This is a genomic window from Pseudomonas sp. SWRI18, assembly GCF_014268345.1.
Lineage (GTDB): Bacteria > Pseudomonadota > Gammaproteobacteria > Pseudomonadales > Pseudomonadaceae > Aquipseudomonas > Aquipseudomonas cedrina.
In genome coordinates this window covers 160,756-181,412 of the sequence record NZ_JACCQQ010000001.1, presented here as the reverse complement: position 1 = coordinate 181,412, position 20,657 = coordinate 160,756, and the positions used below count along the sequence as shown (strand labels likewise).

The 20,657-nt window shown below is 61.4% G+C and carries 19 protein-coding genes; 11 read left to right on the top strand and 8 right to left on the bottom strand.

The window, feature by feature from the left end; translation table 11 throughout:
- Positions 1 to 61: 61 nt before the first annotated feature.
- On the bottom strand, positions 62 to 2,935 hold the full coding sequence (locus H0Z09_RS00830; RefSeq protein ID WP_186686131.1) for an EAL domain-containing protein: 2,874 nt from the start codon (positions 2,933 to 2,935) through the stop codon (positions 62 to 64).
- 247 nt (positions 2,936 to 3,182) lie between these two features.
- Here H0Z09_RS00830 and uvrD point away from each other — a divergent pair, with 247 nt between their 5' ends.
- The 3 genes from uvrD to H0Z09_RS00815 all read left to right on the top strand — a co-directional run bounded on the left by uvrD (position 3,183) and on the right by H0Z09_RS00815 (position 6,989).
- Positions 3,183 to 5,366: a DNA helicase II gene (gene uvrD / locus H0Z09_RS00825; RefSeq protein WP_186686117.1), complete on the top strand. Its 2,184-nt coding sequence runs from the start codon at positions 3,183 to 3,185 to the stop codon at positions 5,364 to 5,366.
- A 210-nt stretch (positions 5,367 to 5,576) separates the two neighbouring features.
- Positions 5,577 to 6,446, top strand: coding sequence for a Tim44 domain-containing protein (locus H0Z09_RS00820; RefSeq protein WP_186686106.1), 870 nt, complete (start codon positions 5,577 to 5,579; stop codon positions 6,444 to 6,446).
- Between the two features lie 135 nt (positions 6,447 to 6,581).
- Complete coding sequence (locus H0Z09_RS00815) at positions 6,582 to 6,989, top strand: SMI1/KNR4 family protein (RefSeq protein ID WP_017739032.1); 408 nt, start codon at positions 6,582 to 6,584, stop codon at positions 6,987 to 6,989.
- Positions 6,990 to 7,051: 62 nt separating this feature from the next.
- On the opposite strand, the gene H0Z09_RS00810 is transcribed toward H0Z09_RS00815, so the two are convergent.
- Complete coding sequence (locus H0Z09_RS00810) at positions 7,052 to 8,815, bottom strand: cation:proton antiporter (RefSeq protein ID WP_186686104.1); 1,764 nt, start codon at positions 8,813 to 8,815, stop codon at positions 7,052 to 7,054.
- Positions 8,816 to 9,107: 292 nt separating this feature from the next.
- Here H0Z09_RS00810 and H0Z09_RS00805 point away from each other — a divergent pair, with 292 nt between their 5' ends.
- A complete protein-coding gene (locus tag H0Z09_RS00805; protein ID WP_076952116.1) occupies positions 9,108 to 9,593 on the top strand; it encodes an acyl-CoA thioesterase in 486 nt (161 codons plus the stop codon).
- 3 nt (positions 9,594 to 9,596) lie between these two features.
- Here the strand turns inward: H0Z09_RS00805 and H0Z09_RS00800 are convergent, their stop codons facing one another.
- Both H0Z09_RS00800 and pdxY read right to left on the bottom strand, forming a co-directional pair.
- A complete protein-coding gene (locus H0Z09_RS00800; protein WP_186686102.1) occupies positions 9,597 to 10,628 on the bottom strand; it encodes a hypothetical protein in 1,032 nt (343 codons plus the stop codon).
- Between the two features lie 82 nt (positions 10,629 to 10,710).
- Entirely contained in the window at positions 10,711 to 11,583 is an 873-nt protein-coding gene (gene pdxY / locus H0Z09_RS00795) for a pyridoxal kinase PdxY (RefSeq protein WP_186686100.1), read from the bottom strand.
- 118 nt (positions 11,584 to 11,701) lie between these two features.
- On the opposite strand from pdxY, the gene H0Z09_RS00790 reads away from it, so the two are divergent.
- Complete coding sequence (locus H0Z09_RS00790; protein ID WP_076952119.1) at positions 11,702 to 12,097, top strand: DUF3301 domain-containing protein; 396 nt, start codon at positions 11,702 to 11,704, stop codon at positions 12,095 to 12,097.
- Here the strand turns inward: H0Z09_RS00790 and H0Z09_RS00785 are convergent.
- From H0Z09_RS00785 to zigA, 3 genes are read right to left on the bottom strand one after another with little or no spacing between them, the layout of a single operon-like run.
- Positions 12,091 to 13,053, bottom strand: a complete 963-nt coding sequence (locus H0Z09_RS00785) for a CobW family GTP-binding protein (protein ID WP_186686097.1) — start codon at positions 13,051 to 13,053, stop codon at positions 12,091 to 12,093. The genes H0Z09_RS00790 and H0Z09_RS00785 overlap by 7 nt on opposite strands.
- 44 nt (positions 13,054 to 13,097) lie before the next feature.
- Entirely contained in the window at positions 13,098 to 13,742 is a 645-nt protein-coding gene (locus H0Z09_RS00780; protein WP_186686081.1) for a DUF1826 domain-containing protein, read from the bottom strand.
- Complete coding sequence (gene zigA / locus H0Z09_RS00775) at positions 13,742 to 14,947, bottom strand: zinc metallochaperone GTPase ZigA (RefSeq protein WP_186686078.1); 1,206 nt, start codon at positions 14,945 to 14,947, stop codon at positions 13,742 to 13,744. Before zigA ends, H0Z09_RS00780 begins: the two co-directional genes overlap by 1 nt.
- A 139-nt stretch (positions 14,948 to 15,086) precedes the next feature.
- Here zigA and H0Z09_RS00770 point away from each other — a divergent pair, with 139 nt between their 5' ends.
- Positions 15,087 to 15,458: a glutamine synthetase gene (locus H0Z09_RS00770; RefSeq protein WP_186686973.1), complete on the top strand. Its 372-nt coding sequence runs from the start codon at positions 15,087 to 15,089 to the stop codon at positions 15,456 to 15,458.
- Here H0Z09_RS00770 and H0Z09_RS00765 read toward each other — a convergent pair.
- Entirely contained in the window at positions 15,455 to 16,657 is a 1,203-nt protein-coding gene (locus H0Z09_RS00765; protein WP_186686075.1) for an N-acetylmuramoyl-L-alanine amidase, read from the bottom strand. The genes H0Z09_RS00770 and H0Z09_RS00765 overlap by 4 nt on opposite strands.
- 128 nt (positions 16,658 to 16,785) lie before the next feature.
- Between H0Z09_RS00765 and folE2 the strand changes: the two genes are divergently transcribed.
- Genes folE2 through H0Z09_RS00740 form a run of 5 tightly spaced genes read left to right on the top strand, consistent with a single transcriptional unit; the run spans position 16,786 to position 20,654 of the window.
- Positions 16,786 to 17,676, top strand: coding sequence for a GTP cyclohydrolase FolE2 (gene folE2 / locus H0Z09_RS00760; protein WP_186686060.1), 891 nt, complete (start codon positions 16,786 to 16,788; stop codon positions 17,674 to 17,676).
- On the top strand, positions 17,673 to 18,341 hold the full coding sequence (locus tag H0Z09_RS00755; RefSeq protein ID WP_186686058.1) for an ATP-binding cassette domain-containing protein: 669 nt from the start codon (positions 17,673 to 17,675) through the stop codon (positions 18,339 to 18,341). The genes folE2 and H0Z09_RS00755 overlap by 4 nt, the downstream gene beginning before the upstream one ends.
- Positions 18,341 to 19,207 (top strand): metal ABC transporter permease, encoded by an 867-nt coding sequence (locus H0Z09_RS00750; protein WP_186686046.1) that lies wholly within the window; start codon positions 18,341 to 18,343, stop codon positions 19,205 to 19,207. Before H0Z09_RS00755 ends, H0Z09_RS00750 begins: the two co-directional genes overlap by 1 nt.
- A gap of 11 nt (positions 19,208 to 19,218) precedes the next feature.
- A complete protein-coding gene (locus H0Z09_RS00745; RefSeq protein ID WP_186686043.1) occupies positions 19,219 to 20,097 on the top strand; it encodes a metal ABC transporter substrate-binding protein in 879 nt (292 codons plus the stop codon).
- A complete protein-coding gene (locus tag H0Z09_RS00740; RefSeq protein WP_186686041.1) occupies positions 20,094 to 20,654 on the top strand; it encodes a DapH/DapD/GlmU-related protein in 561 nt (186 codons plus the stop codon). The genes H0Z09_RS00745 and H0Z09_RS00740 overlap by 4 nt, the downstream gene beginning before the upstream one ends.
- Positions 20,655 to 20,657: the final 3 nt, after the last annotated feature.

Sequence of the window (20,657 nt, the reverse complement as noted above, 5' to 3'; positions counted from 1 at the left end):
CCTGTTCCCCTTTATCTCTGCGGGCGACGCACATGTAGCCACAGGGGCGGCGTCGCCATCACTAAGGAAAATCTGCATTTTCCCGTAACAAATCTGCCAGCGCTTGGGCCTCTATCGGCCGGCTGATCAAATAGCCCTGCACTTCGTCGCAGCGCTCTGCGCGCAGGAAGTCCAATTGCTGCTGGTCCTCCACCCCTTCAGCCACCACCTTGAGCGCCAAACCGTGAGCCATGGCGATGATGGCTCGGGTGATGGCGGCATCTTCACGACCCTGGCCAAGCCCGCGAATGAAGGTTTGGTCGATCTTCACGTAATCCACGGGAATGCGCTTGAGGTAGCTGAGGGATGAATAACCGGTACCAAAATCGTCGATGGCCAGCTTCACGCCCAGGTCGCGCAGTTGCTGGAAGGTGGCAATGATGTGCTCGACGCTATCGAGCAATTGGCTTTCGGTCAGCTCCAGCTCCAGGTATTGCGGGTCCAGTCCGGTTTCTTCGAGCACCTGACGCACCAGGCTGACCAACTTGCCCTGGCGCAACTGGTGCACCGACAGGTTCACCGACACCCGGATCGGCGCCAACCCCTGGCGTTGCCAGTCACAGGCTTGCCGGCAGGCCTCGCGCAGCACGAACTCGCCCAGCGGCACGATCAGGCCAGTCTCTTCGGCCAGGCCGATAAAGTCCCCCGGCGGCACCATGCCCCACTGTGGATGCTCCCAGCGGATCAAGGCTTCAGCAGCGTTCAGCCGGCCGGTGGCCAGGCACAGTTTGGGTTGATAGAACACCGTGAGCTGGCGCTCTTCAATGGCCTTGCGCAGGTGGTTCTCCAGTTGCAAGCGCTCCAGGGTGCTGGCTTGCAGACTGTCGGTGTAGAACTGGAAATTGTTGCCGCCCAGGTGTTTGGCGTGCTGCATGGCCATGTTCGATTGGCTGACCAGCGCGGAAATTTCCCGCGCATTGTCCGGCAACAGGCTGACGCCCATCGATGCACTGACCACCAGTTCATGCCCTTCTACCGTCACCGGCACCCGCAGTTTGGCCAGCAACCGCGTCGCCACCCGCGCCAGGCTCGACAGGTTGCCGTAGGCGTCGAACAGCACGGCGAATTCGTCCCCGGACAGGCGTGCAATGGTGTCGGCCTCGGGCAGGGCATTGATCAAGCGCCGCGCCATTTTCTGCAGCAACTGGTCGGCAACCTCGTGGCCCAGGCTGTCATTGAGCAGCTTGAAGCGGTCCAGGTTGATATGCAGCAACGCCAGGCTGCGCCCGCCCTGGCGTACACGCTGGTGGGCTTCGCCCAGCCGTTCGCGGAACAATGAGCGGTTGGCCAGGCCGGTCAGCTCGTCATAATGGGTGAGGTAGCGCATGCGCTCTTCGGACTCACGCCGCGCCGAAAGATCGGCGAAGAAGCCCACGATATGGCTGACTTTTCCACGGATATCGCGCACCACATTCAATTGCAGCCATTGCGGGTAGAGCTCGCCGTTCTTGCGCGTCTCCACCAGCTCGCCCTGCCAGGTTCCGTGGCTGAGCAATGCCTGGCGGATCACCGGAAAGTGGCGGCGGGCATCACGGCTGCTGGGCAGCTCCACCACGTTGCGACCGAGCATGTCGTCGATTTCAAAGCCGGTGACACGGCTGAAAGCCTGGTTGACCGCGATCAGTTTGTAGCTCGGATCCAGGATTACAATGCCTTCGCTGGCCGCTTCAAATACGGTCGACGCCAGACGCTGTTGTTCCTCCAGGGCCTTGCCGGCGCTGATATCACGGCGAGTGCCGAGCATGCGCGTGACCCGGCCGCTGGGCGCGCGCTCCACGGCGCGGCCTCGGTCTTCGATCCACACCCAGTGCCCATCGCCATGGCGCACGCGGTATTCGACCTGATAGTCCTCGCTACGCCCCTTCAGGTGTTCCACCAAGGCGCGCCTGAGTAATGGCAGGTCGTCGGGGTGCAGGCGCGGCTTGAGGTGGCCGAGCATCGCCGTGACGTACTCCGGTTCCAGGCCAAACAGCTCCTTGAGCTGGGTGTGATGGACTTCGTCAGTTTGCAGGTTCCAGTCCCACAGCCCCAATTCACTGGCCTGCAGCGCCATGGCCAGGCGCGCTTCGCTTTTATTCAACGCCAGGCTGGCGGCGTCCAGCTCCTGGCTGCGCTGCGCCACGCGATCCTGCAGGCCGATCTGGGCTTCGCGCAGTTCCTGTTCGACCTGGCGGCGCTGCTCGACTTCGCGCACCAACTCCTGGTTGAGCTGCTCGCTGCGCTGCTGTGCCTGCTGGAGATGCTCGATCAATGCCTGGTTCTGGAAGCGGCGCAGCAGGCCGCGCTGGATCAGGCGATTGACCTGCCACGCCACCAGGCTCAAGGACGCGAGCAGGATCAGGCCTAATACGCCCCAGCCGCGCTGCTGCGGGTCGCCGCTCCAGAACAGGTAAATGATGGCCGGCACCAGACAGGGCACGGCGAACGACAGGAACGCCGGCAGGCTCACGGCATAGGCCACGCTGGCCGACAGCGTCGCCGCGCCAATCAGGCCGAACACCCAGGCCTGTTGCATGAAGCTGTCCACCGGCACCAGGGCAATGGCGGCTGTGGCCAGGGTCAAGCCGCTGACCGCCGAGCCGAGCATGAACATGCGTCGCCACACCGGCTGGGCCTGGCGGCTGGGCATGGCCGAATCAAACGCCGCCACCTGGATCACGCGCATCGCCACCAGGGCCAGCAGCCAGACCAGCCAGATGCTGTCCAGCAGGTACTGCTTGGGGTTCCAGAGCAGCCAGGCGCACACCAGGCCATTGACCAGCATCAACAGGGTCGGCAGCAGCGAGCCCTGATACAACAGGCGCGTACGCTCGACCGCCATCTCGGTGGCGTAATGTTTGCGAAGAACCTGCGCGGGCGCCGTTGAGTGGCCGAGCAGATCGGTGCTGAGGGTCATAGGCAGTGTTCTTATAATGGTGAGCCCGAAACGTCGACGGAGCATACACAAGCAAACGCTTGGGCCAAACTGCTCCACGTCATAAAAACTGCGCGGGCATGGCCCGCAAACTCCGGGGCCAGACGGCTTGAGCGAGACACGGCGGGGGCTGCGGCCATTGACCGACCAGTCATCACCCCGGATGTTTTGCGTCGACCACCCGGCATTGGTATTTGCCCCACTCCCCCGGGGGCCATAGAATGCGTCAATGCGCGATGATCTCTCCCTTTTGCTGAACTCCCTCAACGATGCCCAACGCCAGGCCGTAGCGGCCCCCGTTGGCCGTCAGTTGGTCCTGGCCGGTGCTGGCTCCGGTAAAACCCGAGTGCTGGTGCACCGTATCGCCTGGTTGATCCAGGTCGAAAACGCGTCCCCGCATTCCATCCTGTCGGTGACCTTCACCAACAAGGCTGCCGCCGAGATGCGCCACCGCATCGAGCAGTTGATGGGCATCAGCCCGGCCGGCATGTGGGTCGGCACCTTTCACGGCCTGGCGCACCGCCTGTTGCGCGCGCACTGGCAAGAAGCGGGCCTGGCCCAGACCTTCCAGATCCTCGACAGTGATGACCAGCAACGCCTGGTCAAGCGAGTGATCCGCGAGCTGGGCCTGGACGAGCAACGCTGGCCGGCGCGCCAGGCGCAATGGTTTATCAACGGTCAGAAAGACGAAGGCCTGCGCCCTCAGCATATCCAGGCCAGCGGCGACCTGTTCCTGGCCACCATGCGCAGCATTTATGAAGCCTACGAGGCCGCCTGCGCACGCGCCGGGGTCATCGACTTCTCCGAGCTGCTGCTGCGCGCGCTCGACCTGTGGCGCGACAACCCGGGCTTGCTGGCCCATTACCAGAAGCGCTTTCGACATATCTTGGTAGACGAGTTCCAGGACACCAACGCCGTGCAGTACGCCTGGTTGCGCCTGCTGGCCAAGGGCGGCGACAGCCTGATGGTCGTGGGCGACGACGACCAGTCGATCTACGGCTGGCGTGGCGCGAAAATCGAGAACATCTACCAGTATTCCGAAGACTTCCCGGACGCGGTCACCATCCGCCTCGAGCAGAACTACCGCTCCACCGCCGGCATCCTCAAGGCCGCCAACGCCCTGATCGCCAACAACACCGGGCGCCTGGGTAAAGAATTGTGGACCGACGGCGGCGAAGGCGAAGCGATCAACCTGTACGCGGCGTTCAACGAGCACGATGAAGCGCGCTACGTGGTGGAAACCATCGAAAGCGCGCTGAAGACCGGTTTGGCGCGCAGCGACATCGCAATTCTGTACCGCTCCAACGCCCAGTCGCGGGTATTGGAAGAAGCCCTGTTGCGCGAGCGCATCCCCTACCGCATCTACGGCGGCCAGCGTTTCTTCGAGCGCGCGGAAATCAAGAACGCCATGGCCTACCTGCGCTTGCTGGAAGGCCGCGGCAACGATGCGGCGCTGGAGCGGGTGATCAACATCCCGGCCCGTGGCATCGGCGAGAAAACCGTCGAAGCTATTCGCGACCACGCGCGCCACGCCCATGTGTCGATGTGGGAAGCCATGCGCTTGCTGATCGCCAACAAAGGCCTGACCGGCCGCGCGGCAGGTGCGTTGGGTGTGTTTGTCGAGCTGATCGAGAACCTGTCGGCCAAGTGCGCCGAAATGCCCCTGCACCTGATGACCCAGACCGTGATCGAACAGTCCGGGCTGATCGCCTACCATGAAGCGGAAAAAGGCGAGAAAGGCCAGGCCCGGGTAGAAAACCTTGAGGAATTGGTGAGCGCCGCCCGCGCGTTCGAAAACGCCGAGAACGAAGAGGACCTCACACCGCTCGCCGCCTTCCTTGGCCATGCTTCGCTGGAGGCCGGCGATGCCCAGGCTGACGAACATGAAGACAGCGTCCAACTGATGACCTTGCACAGCGCCAAGGGCCTGGAGTTCCCCTACGTGTTCCTGGTGGGCATGGAAGAAGGCTTGTTCCCGCACAAGATGAGCCTGGAAGAACCCGGCCGTCTTGAGGAGGAGCGCCGCCTGGCGTACGTGGGCATCACCCGGGCGATGCAAAACCTGGTGATGACATACGCTGAAACCCGACGCCTGTACGGCAGCGAGACTTACAACAAGGTGTCGCGCTTCGTACGGGAGGTGCCGAAGGGCCTGATCCAGGAAGTGCGCCTGTCCAACAGCGTCAGCCGCCCATTCGGCGGTGGTCAGCAGCAGAACTCCAGCAATATGTTCGCCGGCTCTGAAATTCCGGAAACCCAATTCAGCCTTGGCCAGCAGGTCAGGCATTCGGTGTTCGGCGAAGGCGTGATCCTCAACTTCGAAGGCGCCGGCGCCCAGGCGCGGGTGCAGGTGAATTTCTCAGAAGGCAGCAAGTGGCTGATGATGGGTTACGCGAAGCTCGAAGCGATCTGAGCTGATTGCTTGTGGCGAGGAAACCTCGCGTTACATGAAGGTTGTTGGCCCGCCCTTGTTTTTAACGAGTGCGGGCCAATATGTGTAATAAGTCCTACAGACCACTCCGAATCGGTCCTACGCAAAAGCCCGAAACATTATGTCGCTAGCCACTGTCTCTACACCTGTGCAACATGGCGCGCGTGCAATCCACAAATGGGAATTCCCTTTATGAAACGTTTTCTTAGCATCGCCATGGCGTTGTGCATCGGCCTGACGATGAGCATCGACGCCAACGCCAAACGCTTCGGTGGCGGCAAAAGTTCAGGTGCGGCACCGACTCACCAGACCAGCCAAATGGCTCCATCCGCCGGTGCCGGCGGCGCTGCGGCTACCGCAGGCGCAGCCGGTGCTGCCGGCGCCGCTGCCAAGGCCGGCGGTGCTTCGCGCTGGCTGGGCCCTCTGGCCGGTATCGCAGCCGGCGGCCTGCTCGCTTCCATGTTCATGGGCGGCGGCTTCCAGGGCATGCAGATCTTTGACATCCTGATCCTTGCCGTCATCGCCTTCGTGATCTTCCGCTTTATCGCCGCCCGTCGCCGCAAGCAGCAGGAGCACCTGGCTCCGGCCGGCGCGCCGATGCAGCGTGAAGTGTTCGAGCAGAAACCAGCCATGGGTTCGATCTTCGGCGGTTCGGCGGCACCTGCTGCCGCCCGTCCGGTGATCAATGCGCCGGCCTGGTTCAACGAAGAACGTTTCATCGAAGCGGCCCGCAGCCACTTCCAGTCCCTGCAGCAGCACTGGGACGCCAACGAAATGGACAAGATCGCCGAGTTCGTGACCCCGCAACTGCTGGAGTTCCTCAAGCGCGAACGCGCCGACCTGGGCGATGCTTTCCAGTCGACCTACATCGACGACCTGCGCGTACAGCTTGATGGCGTGGATGATCGCGCCGACAAGACCATCGCCACCCTGACCTTCAGCGGTGTGTCGAAGACCTCGCGTTTCGACCAGGGCGAAGTGTTCAGCGAAAGCTGGAACATGGAACGTCCACAAGGCGAGAACCAGCCTTGGCTGGTTGCTGGTATCCGCCAGAACGGCTGATTCCTGCGCGCCTGAGCAAGCAGTTACAAAAAACCCCGGACCTGTCCGGGGTTTTCTATTTCACGGTTGCACTTATAGCGAGCTACTGTATAAAACGCCCCTATAAACCGCGCCATCAGCAAGAGGATCCCGGCCGTGGAAGAAATCATCGAACAACTGCGTGAAGCCAACGAACCGGTCCCGGTTCCGCTGGAACTGCCTGACGAAGACCAACTGGTGGAAATCGAGGAACAACTGTTCATCGACATCCCGTTTGTCTTCCGTGAATTCCTGCTGACCGTCAGCGACGTGGTGTACGGCAGCCTGGAGCCGGTGACCGTCACCGACCCGCAATCCCACACCTACCTGCCCGACGTGGCCGCCAACGCCTGGGATGCCGGTGTTGATCGCAGCATGATCCCGATCTGCCAGGACGGCGACGACTACTACTGCGTCGAAGAAGACGGCACCGTGGTGCTGTGGTCCGGCGAAGAAGAACTCGTTACCGAAGAAACCTGGGAATCGGTGTGGCACTGGGCGCGGGACGTCTGGCTCGAAAGCTGATCGCGCAGGCTGTAGTGAGCGAGCTTGCTCGCGCTGGGCTGCAACGCAGCCCCCACTGCCCGTCAGTGCTCCGGCGTATCCTTGTGGTTATCCAGTGTCTCCAGCAAGGCGACCTGCATCCGCGTATGCACGCGGATGAACCACCGCCAGAGCACGGCCGCCACCGCCGCCGCGACCACCGCGACCAGCACCAGCAACTTGTTGGTCGGCAGAATGCTGGCCGACAAGGCAGCCAATAGCACGAAGATCAACAGCAGCGAGAGAATCGGGATCAGTTCGGAAATCACCCGACGCACACGCTGGGTATGCCGCCCGGCCATTTCCGGTTTCACGCTCATCTCCGCCAGCAGCATCGACAGCGCCTTGAGCTTGCGGTACGCCGCGATCAAAAACGGCAGAGAAACCAACAGCGCCCCGCCCCAGATCAATGCCTTCTGCCAGCTTGGGTCGCTGATCCAGCTTTCAAGATATCCACCTATGCGTGCTGCAAAATAACTACCGGCAAAGAAGATCGCCACCACCAGCGCCAGGTTCACCCCCACCTGCAGGATGATTTTGCGGATCATCGACGCCAGCATCGCGCCTTCGCCCTGGGGCTGAATGCTGCGCAGCCACTCGCCATACAGGCCGAACACCCGGCTCATGCGCTTGGGCATTACTGCGGCGATCTTCAATGACAGCGGGTCCGCGCCACGAATCAGGTACGGCGTGAGCAAAGTGGTGATCGCTGAGACCGCCACCGCTACGGGATAGAGGAAATCGCTGGTCACCTGCAACGTCATCCCCAGTGCCGCGATGATGAAGGAAAACTCACCAATCTGTGACAGCCCCATGCCCACGCGCAGTGAGGTACGGCCATCGTTGCCGGCGATAAAAGCGCCCAGGCCGCAGGACAGCATTTTGCCCAGCACCACGGCCACGGTGATCACTGCAATCGGCCAGGCGTATTGCAGCAGGATCTGCGGGTCGATCATCAAGCCAATCGCCACAAAGAAAATGGCGCTGAACATGTCGCGTACCGGCTCGATCAAGCGCTCGATCTTAATCAACTGACGGGATTCGGCCATGATCGCGCCGATCAGGAATGCGCCCAGCACCATGCTGTATTCCAGCTTGACCACCAGCAGGCAGAAGCCGAAACACAGGCCCAGTACGGTGATCAGCAGCATTTCGTTACTTTCGAACTTGGCCACGTAGGCCAGTAGACGGGGCACCAGCAAAATGCCGATGACCAACGCAACGATCATGAACAGCGAAAGCTTGCCGACCGTGGAAAACACCTCGCCGGAACTGACCGTGCCGCTCACCGCAATGCTCGACAGCAAGGCGATGATGCCGATACCGAGGATGTCTTCCACGATCAGTACGCCAAAAATAAGCTGGGCGAAGCGCTGGTTTTTCATCTTCAGGTCATTGAGCGCCTTGACGATGATGGTGGTGGAGGAAATCGCCAGGATCGCCCCGAGAAACAGCGAGTCCATGGTGTTCCAGTCGAACCACTGGCCGATCTCGTAACCGATCCAGATCATCAGGATGATTTCCAGGAAGGCCGCGATAAACGCCGTGGCGCCCACCTTGAACAGCTTGCGCAGGCTGAACTCCAGGCCCAGGCAGAACATCAGGAAGATCACCCCCAGCTCAGCGAGGGTCTTGATGGTGTCTTCGTCGTGGATCAGGCCGAACGGCGGGGTGTGGGGGCCGATGATAAAGCCGGCGACGATATAGCCCAGCACGACCGGCTGCTTCAACCGGTGAAACAGGACAGTGACAACCCCTGCCACCAGCATGATCACGGCCAAGTCCTGGATAAAGCTGATGGCGTGCATGGCGAGGGGCTCCTTGAGGGTACCGGCGCTTTTCCCACTTCCGCCCGCGCCGTTGAAATATCGCTAAGTACGGAAGGAAAAGTCTGCCTAAATCGTAAGAAATGCCCTGAGATGGGCTTTTGAAGGTTAACACCGCGACTTCCGACAGAAAGCCGGTGCAATATATGGAAACAGATCGGTAGAAGCGTGACGGCAAGCTGCCCGGCGGCGTCCCGTTAGGGATGACGCTGCAAAGATTCCAGCACCCACAGAGGTGCCTCCCCAACCAATGCCTACAACCCGTGAGTGTGCTATGGAACCCGGAAACGCCCAGCTGTCGATGACGGTATTGATGACCCCAGATATGGCCAACTTCTCAGGCAATGTGCATGGCGGCACGCTGCTCAAGTACCTCGACGAAGTGGCCTACGCCTGCGCGAGCCGTTATGCCGGCCGCTATGTCGTCACGCTGTCAGTGGACCAGGTGATTTTCCGCGAGCCGATCCATGTCGGCGAACTGGTGACGTTCCTCGCGTCGGTCAACTACACCGGCAACACCTCGATGGAGGTGGGCATCAAGGTGGTGACCGAGAACATCCGCGAGCGCTCGGTGCGCCATACCAACAGCTGCTTCTTCACCATGGTGGCCGTGGACGACCAGCGCAAACCGGCCCCCGTTCCACCGCTGCAACCGCACAACAGCGAAGACAAGCGGCGCTTCGTGCAGGCCCAGCAGCGCCGGCAGATCCGCCAGGAGCTGGAAAAGCGCTATCAGGAGATCAAGGCAGACGCGCTGTAGGCATCAGTAGTGCCAGCACTTGTCAAAGCGCGCGCACACATCAAAGCGCTGGTCCAGCTGGCTCATGCGCGCCAGGTGATGGTTGATCACTTCAACCATCACTGATTTGCGAGTGTTTGTGTAATAGGCCGTCATCACCTTGTCGTTCGCCGCGACACGATCACGCGTGATGTTGTCGGTTGGATTCAGCCATTGCTCCAACACAGCGTCCTCGGTGACGCTCAGTCGATAGCGATATACCTCTTTGTAGAACTCCATTGTGCGGGTCTCTTGCGCCGCCGCCTCTTCATTCAAGAGGGCGAAATTCTGCCGATACTCAGTCCAATAAGCTTCTGGCAACGTGAACGAGCCCATTGCCGCCTTACGCTTGGCAATCTGCTCTTCGAGCGATTCAGGTGTCGATGGCGGTTGCACAGGTGTGTCCGGGTTCATCATCTTGAACACCTGCACGTTGGTGTCGACGATGGTGTTGATCAGCGCGGTGCGCTTGGGTGTTTGCGCAATTTGCTTGGGGAACATCGGAGTGCTGCCGGCGCACGCTTGCAATGGGGTTTCGAACATAGGCTGCGGAATGCGCTGGTCCTTGCCATTGAAGCGCAACAAGCGCTGGAACGTCGTGATGCAACTGCCCTCGGCCATGTCGAACGTCACTTCATATTCCTTGCCCGCTTGCGGTGTGAAGCTGATCGCCTTGGCGCATACGTAGTTGCCGCCATTGGTATTGATCCGCATGAATACCGGCTTTCCAGGCGCCAGCTTCACCTCCAGCAGGCCGCGGGCTTTTTCCGGCGGCGGCACGATCATGCCAACCCGGCGCTTGGTATCAGCCATGAGGAAATTGTTGAGAATACCGGTGGTGCGACCGGCACAGTTCTGGGCGTCGAAGAAGTCGAGCGTGGAGTTCTGGGTGTTAGAGATAAACCTCAGCTTGGCGGCATCGGGTTCGGTGGCGTCCGGATAGCTACCGTTGACGCTACAAGCGCTAAGCAGCGAAACCAGGCTCAGCGCGGAAAAAATCCGTAAGAAATGCAACATGGATCTTCCTTGAATAGCACAGGGGATAAGCAGGCATCCGATACTACCGGACGCCCTTTACCTCGCTCAATCAGGAAATGTTCTACAAACCAATGGCCGTGGCTTCGAACCGCACACGAGGGTGGGCAATACGGTCTTGGGCGCGCACCAGTTCCAGCTCATAACTGGCGCAGGCCTGGGTTTCCAGCAGTACTTCATGCACCGCTGCGGCGGTGAACTCAAAGGCTGCCAGCAGACTATCACCCAAGAGTACGCGTGCCAGGAACAGGCCCGACGTCAGGTCGCCCACGCCCACCGGCTGGCGCGCAAATGCCAGCAGCGGGCGGCGCAGGTGCCAGCTGCCTTCGGCTGTCACCAGCAGCATCTCGAAACCGTCCGGCAGCTTGCCGGGGTAATCCAGATGTTTAACCAGCACGGCCTTAGGCCCGCGCGCCAGCAACGCCTTGGCCATGGCCAGGCAGTCGAACAGCGATTGCGGCTTGCGCCCGGCAAAACTGTCCAGTTCCAATTGGTTAGGGCACAGGAAATCAGCCATGGCCGCGGCTTCATCCAGCAGGAAATCGCTGACGTCCTGGGGCACGATGCAGCCTTTTTCCGGGTGGCCCATCACCGGGTCGCACAGGTAAAGCGCCCTGGGGTTGATGGCCTTGATGCGCGCCACTCCGATCAAAATGGCCCGGCCCTGGGCCGCACTGCCCAGGTAGCCGGAGAGCACGGCGTCGCAGTTACCCAGCTCGCCGATTGCGGCAATGCCTTCCACCAGCGCCGGAATTTGCTGCGGCGCCAACACTTCGCCTGCCCATTGACCATACTGGGTGTGGTTGGAGAACTGCACCGTGTTCAACGGCCAGACGTTCACCCCGACCCGCTGCATGGGGAACACGGCGGCGCTATTTCCCGCGTGGCCAAAAACCACATGAGATTGGATCGCAAGCAGATGAGGTGTGCGTTTCATGCAGGAGATTTCCGTAAAGCCGTTGAAATTCTGGCCGCGCAGTATGCGACTAAACGCAGCCTGTACGACAGACCGGCGACACAGTTAAGCTGCTCTCACTTTGTTGGAGTCTTTTCGCATGCTGACCCTGGGAAACATGTTCGTGTTGATGCTGCTGGCGACCGGCGCCGCGTGGGTATGGCACAACCACGGCCTGCGCGAGCGGGCGCTGGAGCGGGTCAAGCAGCACTGCGCCAAGCTCGACATCGAACTGCTGGACGGCGCGGTCGCACTCAAGCGCATCGGCTTTGTGAAGGACGCCAATGGCCGGCGGCGCCTGGCGCGCATCTACAACTTCGAGTTCACCGTGACCGGCGAAGCCCGTCATGCGGGGACCATCACCCAGTTCGGCGCCCACAGTGCGCAGATTGAACTGGCGCCCTACCCGTTCGAGATCAAGACGCCGCTGCCCAGCGCCGACGTGATCGAGCTGAGCCAGTGGCGCCAGGACCACGGCACCAAGAAACGTCAGTAACGGCAGGCCGCCAGCGCGGCCTGCAAGGCGCCCACGTCCTGTGGGGTGCTGAAGATCAATTCGATGCGTGAATCGCGGCGCCATTCGCTGGGCTGCCAGGTGGGCACGTCGTTATCCACGGCGTTGGCGCTGATCCAACCTTCGGCGCTGTGGATAACCAGTTTGGCGCGGCGCCAGTCAAGGCTTGCCAGCCAGTGACGCAGGCGTGGAGTATCGAACTGCTGGCTCGGGTGCCAGCGCCAGCCGATACTCCAGCCGCCTTCCTGGGCCTGGTTCAAGCAAATAGGCCGCGACGGATCGCTCCAGATCGCCGGCATTTGCGCGAGCCCGTTGGGCACAACGAAGTTATCCACAGCCGTGCGTGCCTGTGCGTTCAAGCCAGGCAACTGCTCCAGCGGCAACTGGGCCTGGCGCGTCCAGTACAGTGGACAATCGGGTAATTGCCGGTCGATGGCCTGGCGCTGTGCCGCGTCCAGCGCTTCATCCTTGTTCAATACCAATAGACCCGCACTTGCCAGCGCTTGCTGTTGGGCTTGCGGTAAAGGTTTGCCGGCTGCCAGGGCTTGCGCATCCAGCACCATCACGCAAGGTTGCACGGCCAGCACGGTCTGCCACGGCGTCTCCCGCAACTGCCTGAGCAACTGTGCCGGATGGCCCAGCCCCGACGGTTCGATAAACAGCCGGTCGGGCTTGGCCTTACGCAACAACCGTCCAAGTCCCACCTGGAACGGTGCGCCATTCACACAGCACAGGCAACCGCCAGCGACTTCACCCAGGGCAATGCCGTCGTCATCTTGAGTGAGCAAGGCGGCATCCAGGCCGATCTGCCCGAACTCGTTGATCAGCACGGCCCAGCGCTCGTCTGCCGGACGCTGGGCGAGCAGGTGCTTGATGAGGCTGGTCTTGCCGGCGCCCAAGGGGCCGGCGATCACGTGGGTGGGAATGTTCTGCAGCATGGGGAGCATCATTCAGGCCGTGTAGAGCGTTTGATCCTACGCGGTTATGCGAGCCAATCCAGTGTCAGGATCAAGCGGCGTTCAGCCGCCTTGAGGGCTGGCGAGCGGTGAATCAGACCGTGGCCTTCGTTGCCATGCCATTTGGTGCCCTTGAGCAGGGCGACTTCGCCGCACTGGATCTGCTCGATACGGTCGGTGGGCTCGGCGTCCGGCTGTCCGAGCGTGCGACGGTCCATGACGCCCTCACGCAACCATTGGCTGCCGATTCCGGCATAGGTGGTGATCAGCCGCACCGGCACGTGGTCGACGTGAAAACGCGGGCACATGGCCTTATCCAGCAGCCGCAGGCGCACGCCGATACGCTTGGCACCCAGCAAGCAGGCAAACGCGCTGACCAGCCACGACACATCGGCGATAAACCCCTCGTAGCCTTCAAGATCGCGACAATGACGCGCCAAACCCTGCAAGTCGGGCACTGCGTCTTCGCGGTCAAGTTCGATGACCATTGAATCGGCCAACGGCTCATTGAGCGCCACCAGCAAGGCGCCAAACTCAGCGATATGCAGTGGTAATTGGCGCTGCCACAACGCCAGGTTGACGCCGTCTTCGAGGATATCGGACAGCGCCAGCGGAGTTTCCCCACGCGTCTGGCGAATCACGGGGCGCAGGGTAATCACCGGGGCAAGCATCAGGCTGCCTCTTCAAACCAAGGGCCAAAGGGATCGGCCAGCAGGCGCCAGCCTTCGACGCCCAGGGCCATTTCTTCATCGCTGAGCAAGCAGGCGTCCAACTCGGCACGCATCTGCGTGAAGTCGATGTTTTGGCCGATAAATACCAGTTCCTGGCGGCAGTCGCCGGTGCTCAATTGCCAATTGCCCATGATCGCCGCGACGCTTTCCTCGTCCTGGGGCCACTGGCTTTTCGGTACAAAGCGCCACCAGCGCCCGGCAAACCCATGGCGCATCAAGCCTCCGGCCTGGGACCAACTGCCCGCGTCCTGGTGCTTGCTGGCCAGCCAGAAAAAGCCCTTGGAGCGCAGCAGTTTGCCGTTGACCCAAGGCCGGTCGATGAAATCGAAAAAACGCTGGGGATGAAAGGGACGCCGAGCACGGTAAGCGGTGGAAGCAATGCCGTATTCCTCGGTTTCCGGCACATGTTCGCCGCGCAATTCCTGCAACCAGCCTGGGGCCTGGGCGGCGCGTTCAAAGTCGAAACGCCCGGTGTTGAGGATCTGGTCCAGCGGCACTTCGCCCATGACCATCGGGATGATCTGTGCCTGGGCATTCAGGCGCTCAAGGATCGCGGTCAGCTCTTCGCGTTCGCGGCTGCTGATCAGGTCGATCTTGCTGATGAGGATCACATCGGCGAATTCGATCTGCTCGATCAGCAGGTCGGTGATGGAACGTTCGTCTTCTTCGCCGAGGGTTTCGCCGCGTGAGGCCAGGCTGTCCGCAGCCTGGTAGTCGAGCAGGAAGTTCATGCCGTCGACCACGGTGACCATAGTGTCCAGGCGCGCGATATCGGCCAGGCTTTGGTCGTTTTCATCACGAAAGGTGAACGTTTCGGCCACCGGCAAGGGTTCGGAAATGCCGGTGGACTCGATCAGCAGGTAATCGAAGCGGCCTTCCTTGGCGAGTTTTGCGACTTCTTCCAGCAAGTCCTCGCGCAAGGTGCAGCAGATGCAGCCGTTGCTCATCTCCACCAGCTTTTCTTCGGCGCGGTTGAGGGTGACGTCGCGCTGAACTTCGCCGCCGTCGATGTTGATTTCGCTCATGTCGTTGACGATCACCGCCACCCGCAGGTTTTCGCGGTTGCGCAGGACGTAGTTGAGCAGCGTGCTTTTACCGGCGCCGAGAAAGCCGGATAACACAGTAACGGGGAGACGATTGGGCATCAGGTCATTCTCATCAGGTCGCCGGTCGGGCCAGGCTGTGCATTTATGTTATAGTATAACAACGCAAATTAGCCAACCCTCTTGTTCGTCACGACAAAGAGCGCAATGCTTGCGCACCCTCCCGGCGTTGAGTAACCCCATGAAATACCTGGTGTGCGCCCTACTCCTATTGGCAACCGCAGGCACTGCCTGCGCCCAGGCACCCAGCCTGCTGGCCAAGTGCACACGCAGCGCCAACCTGCTGGCCTGCGTTGATCCGTTGGGTAATGCCTACAGCGTGGCAACCGTTGGCAGCACCACGTACTTGCGCGGATACGAGGTGATCGGCAAACGCTACTGGGCTCAGACCAACAGCCGCTACGGGCAACTGACGTTCTTTACCGGGCTGGCGTCGGATGGTGAGGCGTGGGTCGGCTACACACGGCGGGTGGGCTGGACCACCCTCAACCGGTTTTCCAGTTCGGGTGGCGCCAGCGCCAAGTTCACCTGCAGCCGCGTGACGGGCTGTTAGACCTGGACGTTCTTCTGTTCCTGCACCCACGCCACGTAGCTGTTCATCGGTGGGTTCTTCTGGAAATACTTTTTCAAACCTTCGAACAGGCCGTCGGCAACCGCCTGTTGATGACGCGCGGTAACCAGGCGTGCGCTGTCTCGTGCATTGGAGATAAACCCGGTTTCCACCAGGATCGATGGCACATCAGGTGACTTGAGCACCGCAAACCCGGCCTGTTCCACACGTTTCTGATGCAGGCTGGTGATGCCTTCGAGGCTGCCGAGGATCGAGCTGCCCAGTTGCAGGCTGGAGGCGATGGTGGCGTTCATCGACATGTCCAGAATGACGCCCGCCAGCATCGGGTCCTTGTCCTTCAGATTGAGCAGACTGGTGGCGCCAAGCAAATCCGCGCCGTTTTCCCGTTGCGCCATGAACCGCGCGGTGGCGGACGTCGCACCGCCTTCGGACAAGGCATACACCGAAGCGCCCGAGGCGGTGATGCGCGGTGCCGCATCCGCATGCACCGAGATGAACATATCGGCGTTGTACTTGTGCGCAATCTCGACACGCTTGCGCAGGGGGACGAAGAAGTCATCGTTGCGCACCAATTTCACGTCAAAGCCCTTCTCGCGCTTCAAGCGTTTGGCCAACAGTTGGGCGATTGAAAGCACTACGTCTTTTTCGCGCTGGCCCTTGGAGCCGACGGCGCCTGGGTCCTTGCCGCCGTGACCAGGATCGACCACCACAATAATGTCGCGCTTAGGATGCGCCTTATCCACCAACGGCGCAGGTTGGGCGGCAATCTGACGAGGCGCCTGGGTGGCGCTGGTCAGGTCGAGCACCAGGCGGTGGCCCTGGCCATCCTGGGGTGGCAGTAGAAAGCTGTTGAGCTGCATCGGCGCGGCCAGGTCCAGCACGATGCGCGTATCGCCTTTGCCGAAATGCCCCGAGCGGATCGAAGTGATGCCGCTGTTCGTCAACGTCAGCTGCGAGAAATCACCACTTAGCCCGGCGCCACTCAGGTCGATGATCAGGCGCTCCGGCGCGCTCAGGGTAAAGGTCTTGTATTGCACCGGCCCGCTGAGGTCGAACACCAATCGCAGCTTGTCGTCCGAGCGCCACAGGCGAGCGTTGCGAATCTGCGTGGCCGACGCCGCGAAAGGCAAGGTGAATAGAGGGCTGGCCAGGAGCAGGTTAAGGAGCTGACGTCTGTGCATGACAAATACCGCAAGTGAAGGAGCTTCCCTACTCGACATGACTGAAAAAAGGCTGGAGCAGAATATTCATCGTCGACCGTATTGTTATACTATAACATGTCTAATTATTGCCAACGATGGACCTGCCTATGAATGCGCTGACTCTGCCGGATATCGCCGCGCAGGCTTCACGCCAAGCCTTGCCACTGGATTGGGTTGGCATGTGCGGCATCGCCCTGCCGATCCTGATTGATGGCCAGCGCCTGGCTGCCACCGCCGATGCCGGCGTGAGCCTGGACGATGGCACCGCCCGTGGCATTCATATGTCACGCCTGTACCTGGCACTGGAGCTGCTCGACCAACAGCCGCTTACGCCTGCACTTCTACGTAATGTACTGCAGCGTTTTCTCGACAGTCATGAAGGTTTATCTAAGAACGCGTACCTGCGGATTCACACCGACCTGCTGCTCAGACGTGCGGCGTTGGTCAGTCCGTTGGCTGGCTGGAAAAGCTACCCGGTGAGCGTCGAAGCGCGCCTTGAAAACCAGATGTTCCACGTGGAACTAAAAATTGACGTTACCTACTCCTCAACCTGCCCCTGCTCCGCTGCGCTAGCCCGGCAATTGATTCAACAGCAATTTATCGATGATTTCGCCAACATGCCGTTGCAGCATGAAGACGTGTTGACCTGGCTCGGCAGCGCTGGCGGCATCGTCGCCACGCCCCACAGCCAGCGCAGCAGCGCGCAGCTGCATATCCAATTGCAAGGCGAGCGCCTGCCGCTTACAGAATTGATCGATAACGTCGAAGCCGCCCTCGGCACGGCCGTTCAAACCGCCGTAAAACGCGCGGACGAACAAGCCTTCGCCCTGGCCAACGGTCAGAACCTGATGTTCTGCGAAGACGCCGCCCGCCGCCTCAACCTCGCCTTGAAACGCTCGGATGCCATCAAAGCCTTCCACCTGAAAGTGATCCACGCCGAAAGCCTGCACGCGCACGATGCCGTGGCTGAAAGCCGCTGGACGAGAAACCCCGCATGATCACCTGCACCGCTTTGCGCTGGGGCGCCCCCGGCCAACCGCTGACACCACCGATCGATCTCAAGCTGGAACAAGGCAGCCTCACCGGCGTAATCGGCGCCAACGGCACGGGCAAAAGTAGCCTGCTCAAGGTCATCGCCGGCCTGCAAAAACCCCTGACCGGCCATGTCAGCGTCGATGTTCCACGCCGTGGCGGCCTGTCGTTCCTGCCGCAGCAGCAACACCTGGATCGCCAATTCCCCATCAGCCTGCAAGAGCTGGTCGCCGCCGGTTTCTGGGGCACTCAACTCAGCCCGCCGCAACGCGCCCGGCGCCTTGAAGCGGTGCTGGAGGACTGGTGCCTCGTCGGTCTGGAACAGCGCCCATTAATGGCGTTGTCCGGTGGCCAATTGCAACGCGCCCTGCTGGCCCGCATGAGCCTGGCCGAAACGCCGGTGCTGCTGCTCGACGAGCCTCACGCCGCCCTCGACGAAGAAGGCCAGGCGCTGTGCTGGCAACACATTCACGCCTGGCATGCGCAGGGCCGCACAGTGGTCGTTGTCTGCCATGACCTCGCATCCGTGCGCCACCACACGCAGCACGTGGTACAGATCAAAAGCACCGGCTGCGTATTCGGCCCGAGCAAAGCGCTGATCCGCCCGCAACCTCAGATGCAGGTAGCCTGATGCACTTCGCCGCCCAACTGTGGATGCCCTTCCTCGACTTCGTCTTCATGCGCCGCGCGTTGATCGGCGGCCTGGTACTCGCCTGCAGCACCGCGCCGCTGGGCGTGTTTCTGATCCTGCGGCGCATGAGCCTGATCGGTGACGCCGTGGCCCATGGCATCCTGCCCGGCGCCGCCCTGGGGTTCTGGTTCGCCGGCCTGAGTTTGCCCGCGCTGACCATTGGCGGCCTCGGCGCCGGTTTGAGCATGGCCGGCCTGTCGGCCTGGATCACCCGCCGCACCGGGCTGCGCGAAGACGCCAGCCTGGCGGCCATTTACCCCATCTCCCTCGCCGCTGGCGTGCTGATCCTCGGCATCGCCGGCAAACGCCTGGACCTGCTGCATCTGTTGTTCGGCTCCGCCCTGGCCGTGGACGAAGCCACCCTCACCGGTATGCTCTGGGTGTGCGGGTTCAGCCTGATCGTCATGGCCGCGATCTACAAACCGCTGCTGCTGGACACACTCGACCCCCTGTTCCTGCGAACCGTCAGCCGACTCGGCCCGTTAGCCCATGGGCTGTTCCTGACGCTGGTGGTGCTGAACCTGGTGATCGGCTTCCAAGCGATCGGCGCCTTGATGGTGGTGGGGTTGATGATGTTGCCGGCCATCGCTTCACGCTTCTGGAGCCGACGCCTGCCGGTGTTGATCGCGGTATCGGCGGTGCTGGGATGCCTGTCGGTGTGGCTGGGTTTGTTGCTGTCGTTCTACTACTCGTTGCCCAGCGGCCCGGCCATCGTGCTGGTGGCTGGCGCCGGGTATCTGCTGTCCGTGGTCTTCGGTCCGGTGCATGGCTTGCTGCGCCGCCCGCCCTTGCTTACATCCCAATGAGGTGTTTCCCGATGCGCGCTCTACTCGTGCTGTTCAGTCTCGTCCTGTCTTTATCGACGGCTCAGGCCGCAGACAAGCTCCAGGTGGTCACCAGCTTCAGTATTCTTGATGACATCACTCACCAGATCGGTGGCGATCACATCCAGATCAGCAACATGGTCGGTCCCGATGCCGACGCCCACACCTACGAGCCAACGCCGGACGACGCCAAAGCCCTGCTCAAGGCCAACGTGATCATCAAGAACGGCCTGGGTTTCGAGCCCTGGCTGGATCGCCTGGTGGCCAGCACCGAAACCAAAGCCACCGTGGTCACCGCCAGCAAAGGCGTGATCTCCCACACCATGGATGAAGACGGCGAGGCCATTCCCGACCCGCACGCCTGGCATAACCTGGCCAACGCGCAAATCTACGTCAACAACATCACCAAGGCGTTGATCGCTGCCGACCCGGCCAACACCGCCGACTACCAGCACAACAGCCAGACTTACCTGAAACAGATCTACCGCCTGCTCGCCGAAGCCAAGACCAAGTTCGCTGCATTGCCACCCGGCAATCGTCGCATCGTCACCTCCCATGACGCCTTTGGTTACCTGGGCCAGGCCTATGGCATCGAGTTTCTCGCGCCCCAAGGCCTGTCCACCGAACGTGAGCCGTCCGCCGCCGAAGTGGCCGAGCTGATCACGCAGATCCGCAAAGACAAAGTCAAAGCCGTGTTCATGGAAAACATCAAGGACTCGCGCCTGCTCAAGCAGATCGCTGACGAAAGCGGCGCGCAGATCGGCGGCACGCTCTACTCGGACGCCCTCGCCGCAGAAGGCCCGGCCAGCACTTTCACCGGCTTGTTCGAATACAACCTCAATACCTTGTGCGCAGCGTTGGCCAAGCCATGATCCGCAAGAACCCCTCCGGCGATCTGCCGGTGATTGCCGAGTCGGCCTACGTCGACAAGACTGCGATCATCTGCGGCAAAGTGATCATCGGCGAGAATGTTTTTGTCGGCCCCTACGCGGTGATCCGCGCCGACGAAGTCAATGCCAGCGGCGCCATGGACCCGATCACCATCGGCGCCAACTCCAACATCCAGGACGGCGTGGTCATCCACTCCAAATCCGGCGCGGCGGTGGCGATCGGAGAGTTCACCTCCATCGCCCACCGTTCCATTGTCCACGGGCCATGCAGCGTCGGCGACCGCGTGTTCATTGGCTTCAACAGCGTGCTGTTCAACTGCGTAGTGGGCGACGGCTGCGTGGTGCGCCATAACTCGGTGGTCGACGGGCGCGACTTGCCCGCCGCGTTCTATGTGCCCTCCACCACCCGCATCGGGCCCAACACCGACCTGTCGCAATTCCCGCCCGTGAGCGTCAGCGCCTCGGAGTTTTCTGAAGACGTGGCACGCACCAACGTCGATCTGGTGCGCGGCTACAAAGCCCTGCAAAACGAGTTTTGAATC

Coding starts and splice junctions, on each gene's coding strand:
- H0Z09_RS00790 (WP_076952119.1), top strand. CDS start 11,702: ATGCTGACCCTGGGAAACATGTTCGTGTTGATGCTGCTGGCGACCGGC.
- zigA (WP_186686078.1), bottom strand. CDS start 14,947: ATGCCCAATCGTCTCCCCGTTACTGTGTTATCCGGCTTTCTCGGCGCC.
- H0Z09_RS00785 (WP_186686097.1), bottom strand. CDS start 13,053: ATGCTGCAGAACATTCCCACCCACGTGATCGCCGGCCCCTTGGGCGCC.
- folE2 (WP_186686060.1), top strand. CDS start 16,786: ATGAATGCGCTGACTCTGCCGGATATCGCCGCGCAGGCTTCACGCCAA.
- H0Z09_RS00800 (WP_186686102.1), bottom strand. CDS start 10,628: ATGTTGCATTTCTTACGGATTTTTTCCGCGCTGAGCCTGGTTTCGCTG.
- pdxY (WP_186686100.1), bottom strand. CDS start 11,583: ATGAAACGCACACCTCATCTGCTTGCGATCCAATCTCATGTGGTTTTT.
- H0Z09_RS00780 (WP_186686081.1), bottom strand. CDS start 13,742: ATGCTTGCCCCGGTGATTACCCTGCGCCCCGTGATTCGCCAGACGCGT.
- H0Z09_RS00770 (WP_186686973.1), top strand. CDS start 15,087: ATGAAATACCTGGTGTGCGCCCTACTCCTATTGGCAACCGCAGGCACT.
- H0Z09_RS00745 (WP_186686043.1), top strand. CDS start 19,219: ATGCGCGCTCTACTCGTGCTGTTCAGTCTCGTCCTGTCTTTATCGACG.
- H0Z09_RS00740 (WP_186686041.1), top strand. CDS start 20,094: ATGATCCGCAAGAACCCCTCCGGCGATCTGCCGGTGATTGCCGAGTCG.
- H0Z09_RS00765 (WP_186686075.1), bottom strand. CDS start 16,657: ATGCACAGACGTCAGCTCCTTAACCTGCTCCTGGCCAGCCCTCTATTC.
- H0Z09_RS00805 (WP_076952116.1), top strand. CDS start 9,108: ATGGAACCCGGAAACGCCCAGCTGTCGATGACGGTATTGATGACCCCA.
- H0Z09_RS00810 (WP_186686104.1), bottom strand. CDS start 8,815: ATGCACGCCATCAGCTTTATCCAGGACTTGGCCGTGATCATGCTGGTG.
- H0Z09_RS00755 (WP_186686058.1), top strand. CDS start 17,673: ATGATCACCTGCACCGCTTTGCGCTGGGGCGCCCCCGGCCAACCGCTG.
- H0Z09_RS00750 (WP_186686046.1), top strand. CDS start 18,341: ATGCACTTCGCCGCCCAACTGTGGATGCCCTTCCTCGACTTCGTCTTC.
- H0Z09_RS00820 (WP_186686106.1), top strand. CDS start 5,577: ATGAAACGTTTTCTTAGCATCGCCATGGCGTTGTGCATCGGCCTGACG.
- H0Z09_RS00830 (WP_186686131.1), bottom strand. CDS start 2,935: ATGACCCTCAGCACCGATCTGCTCGGCCACTCAACGGCGCCCGCGCAG.
- uvrD (WP_186686117.1), top strand. CDS start 3,183: ATGCGCGATGATCTCTCCCTTTTGCTGAACTCCCTCAACGATGCCCAA.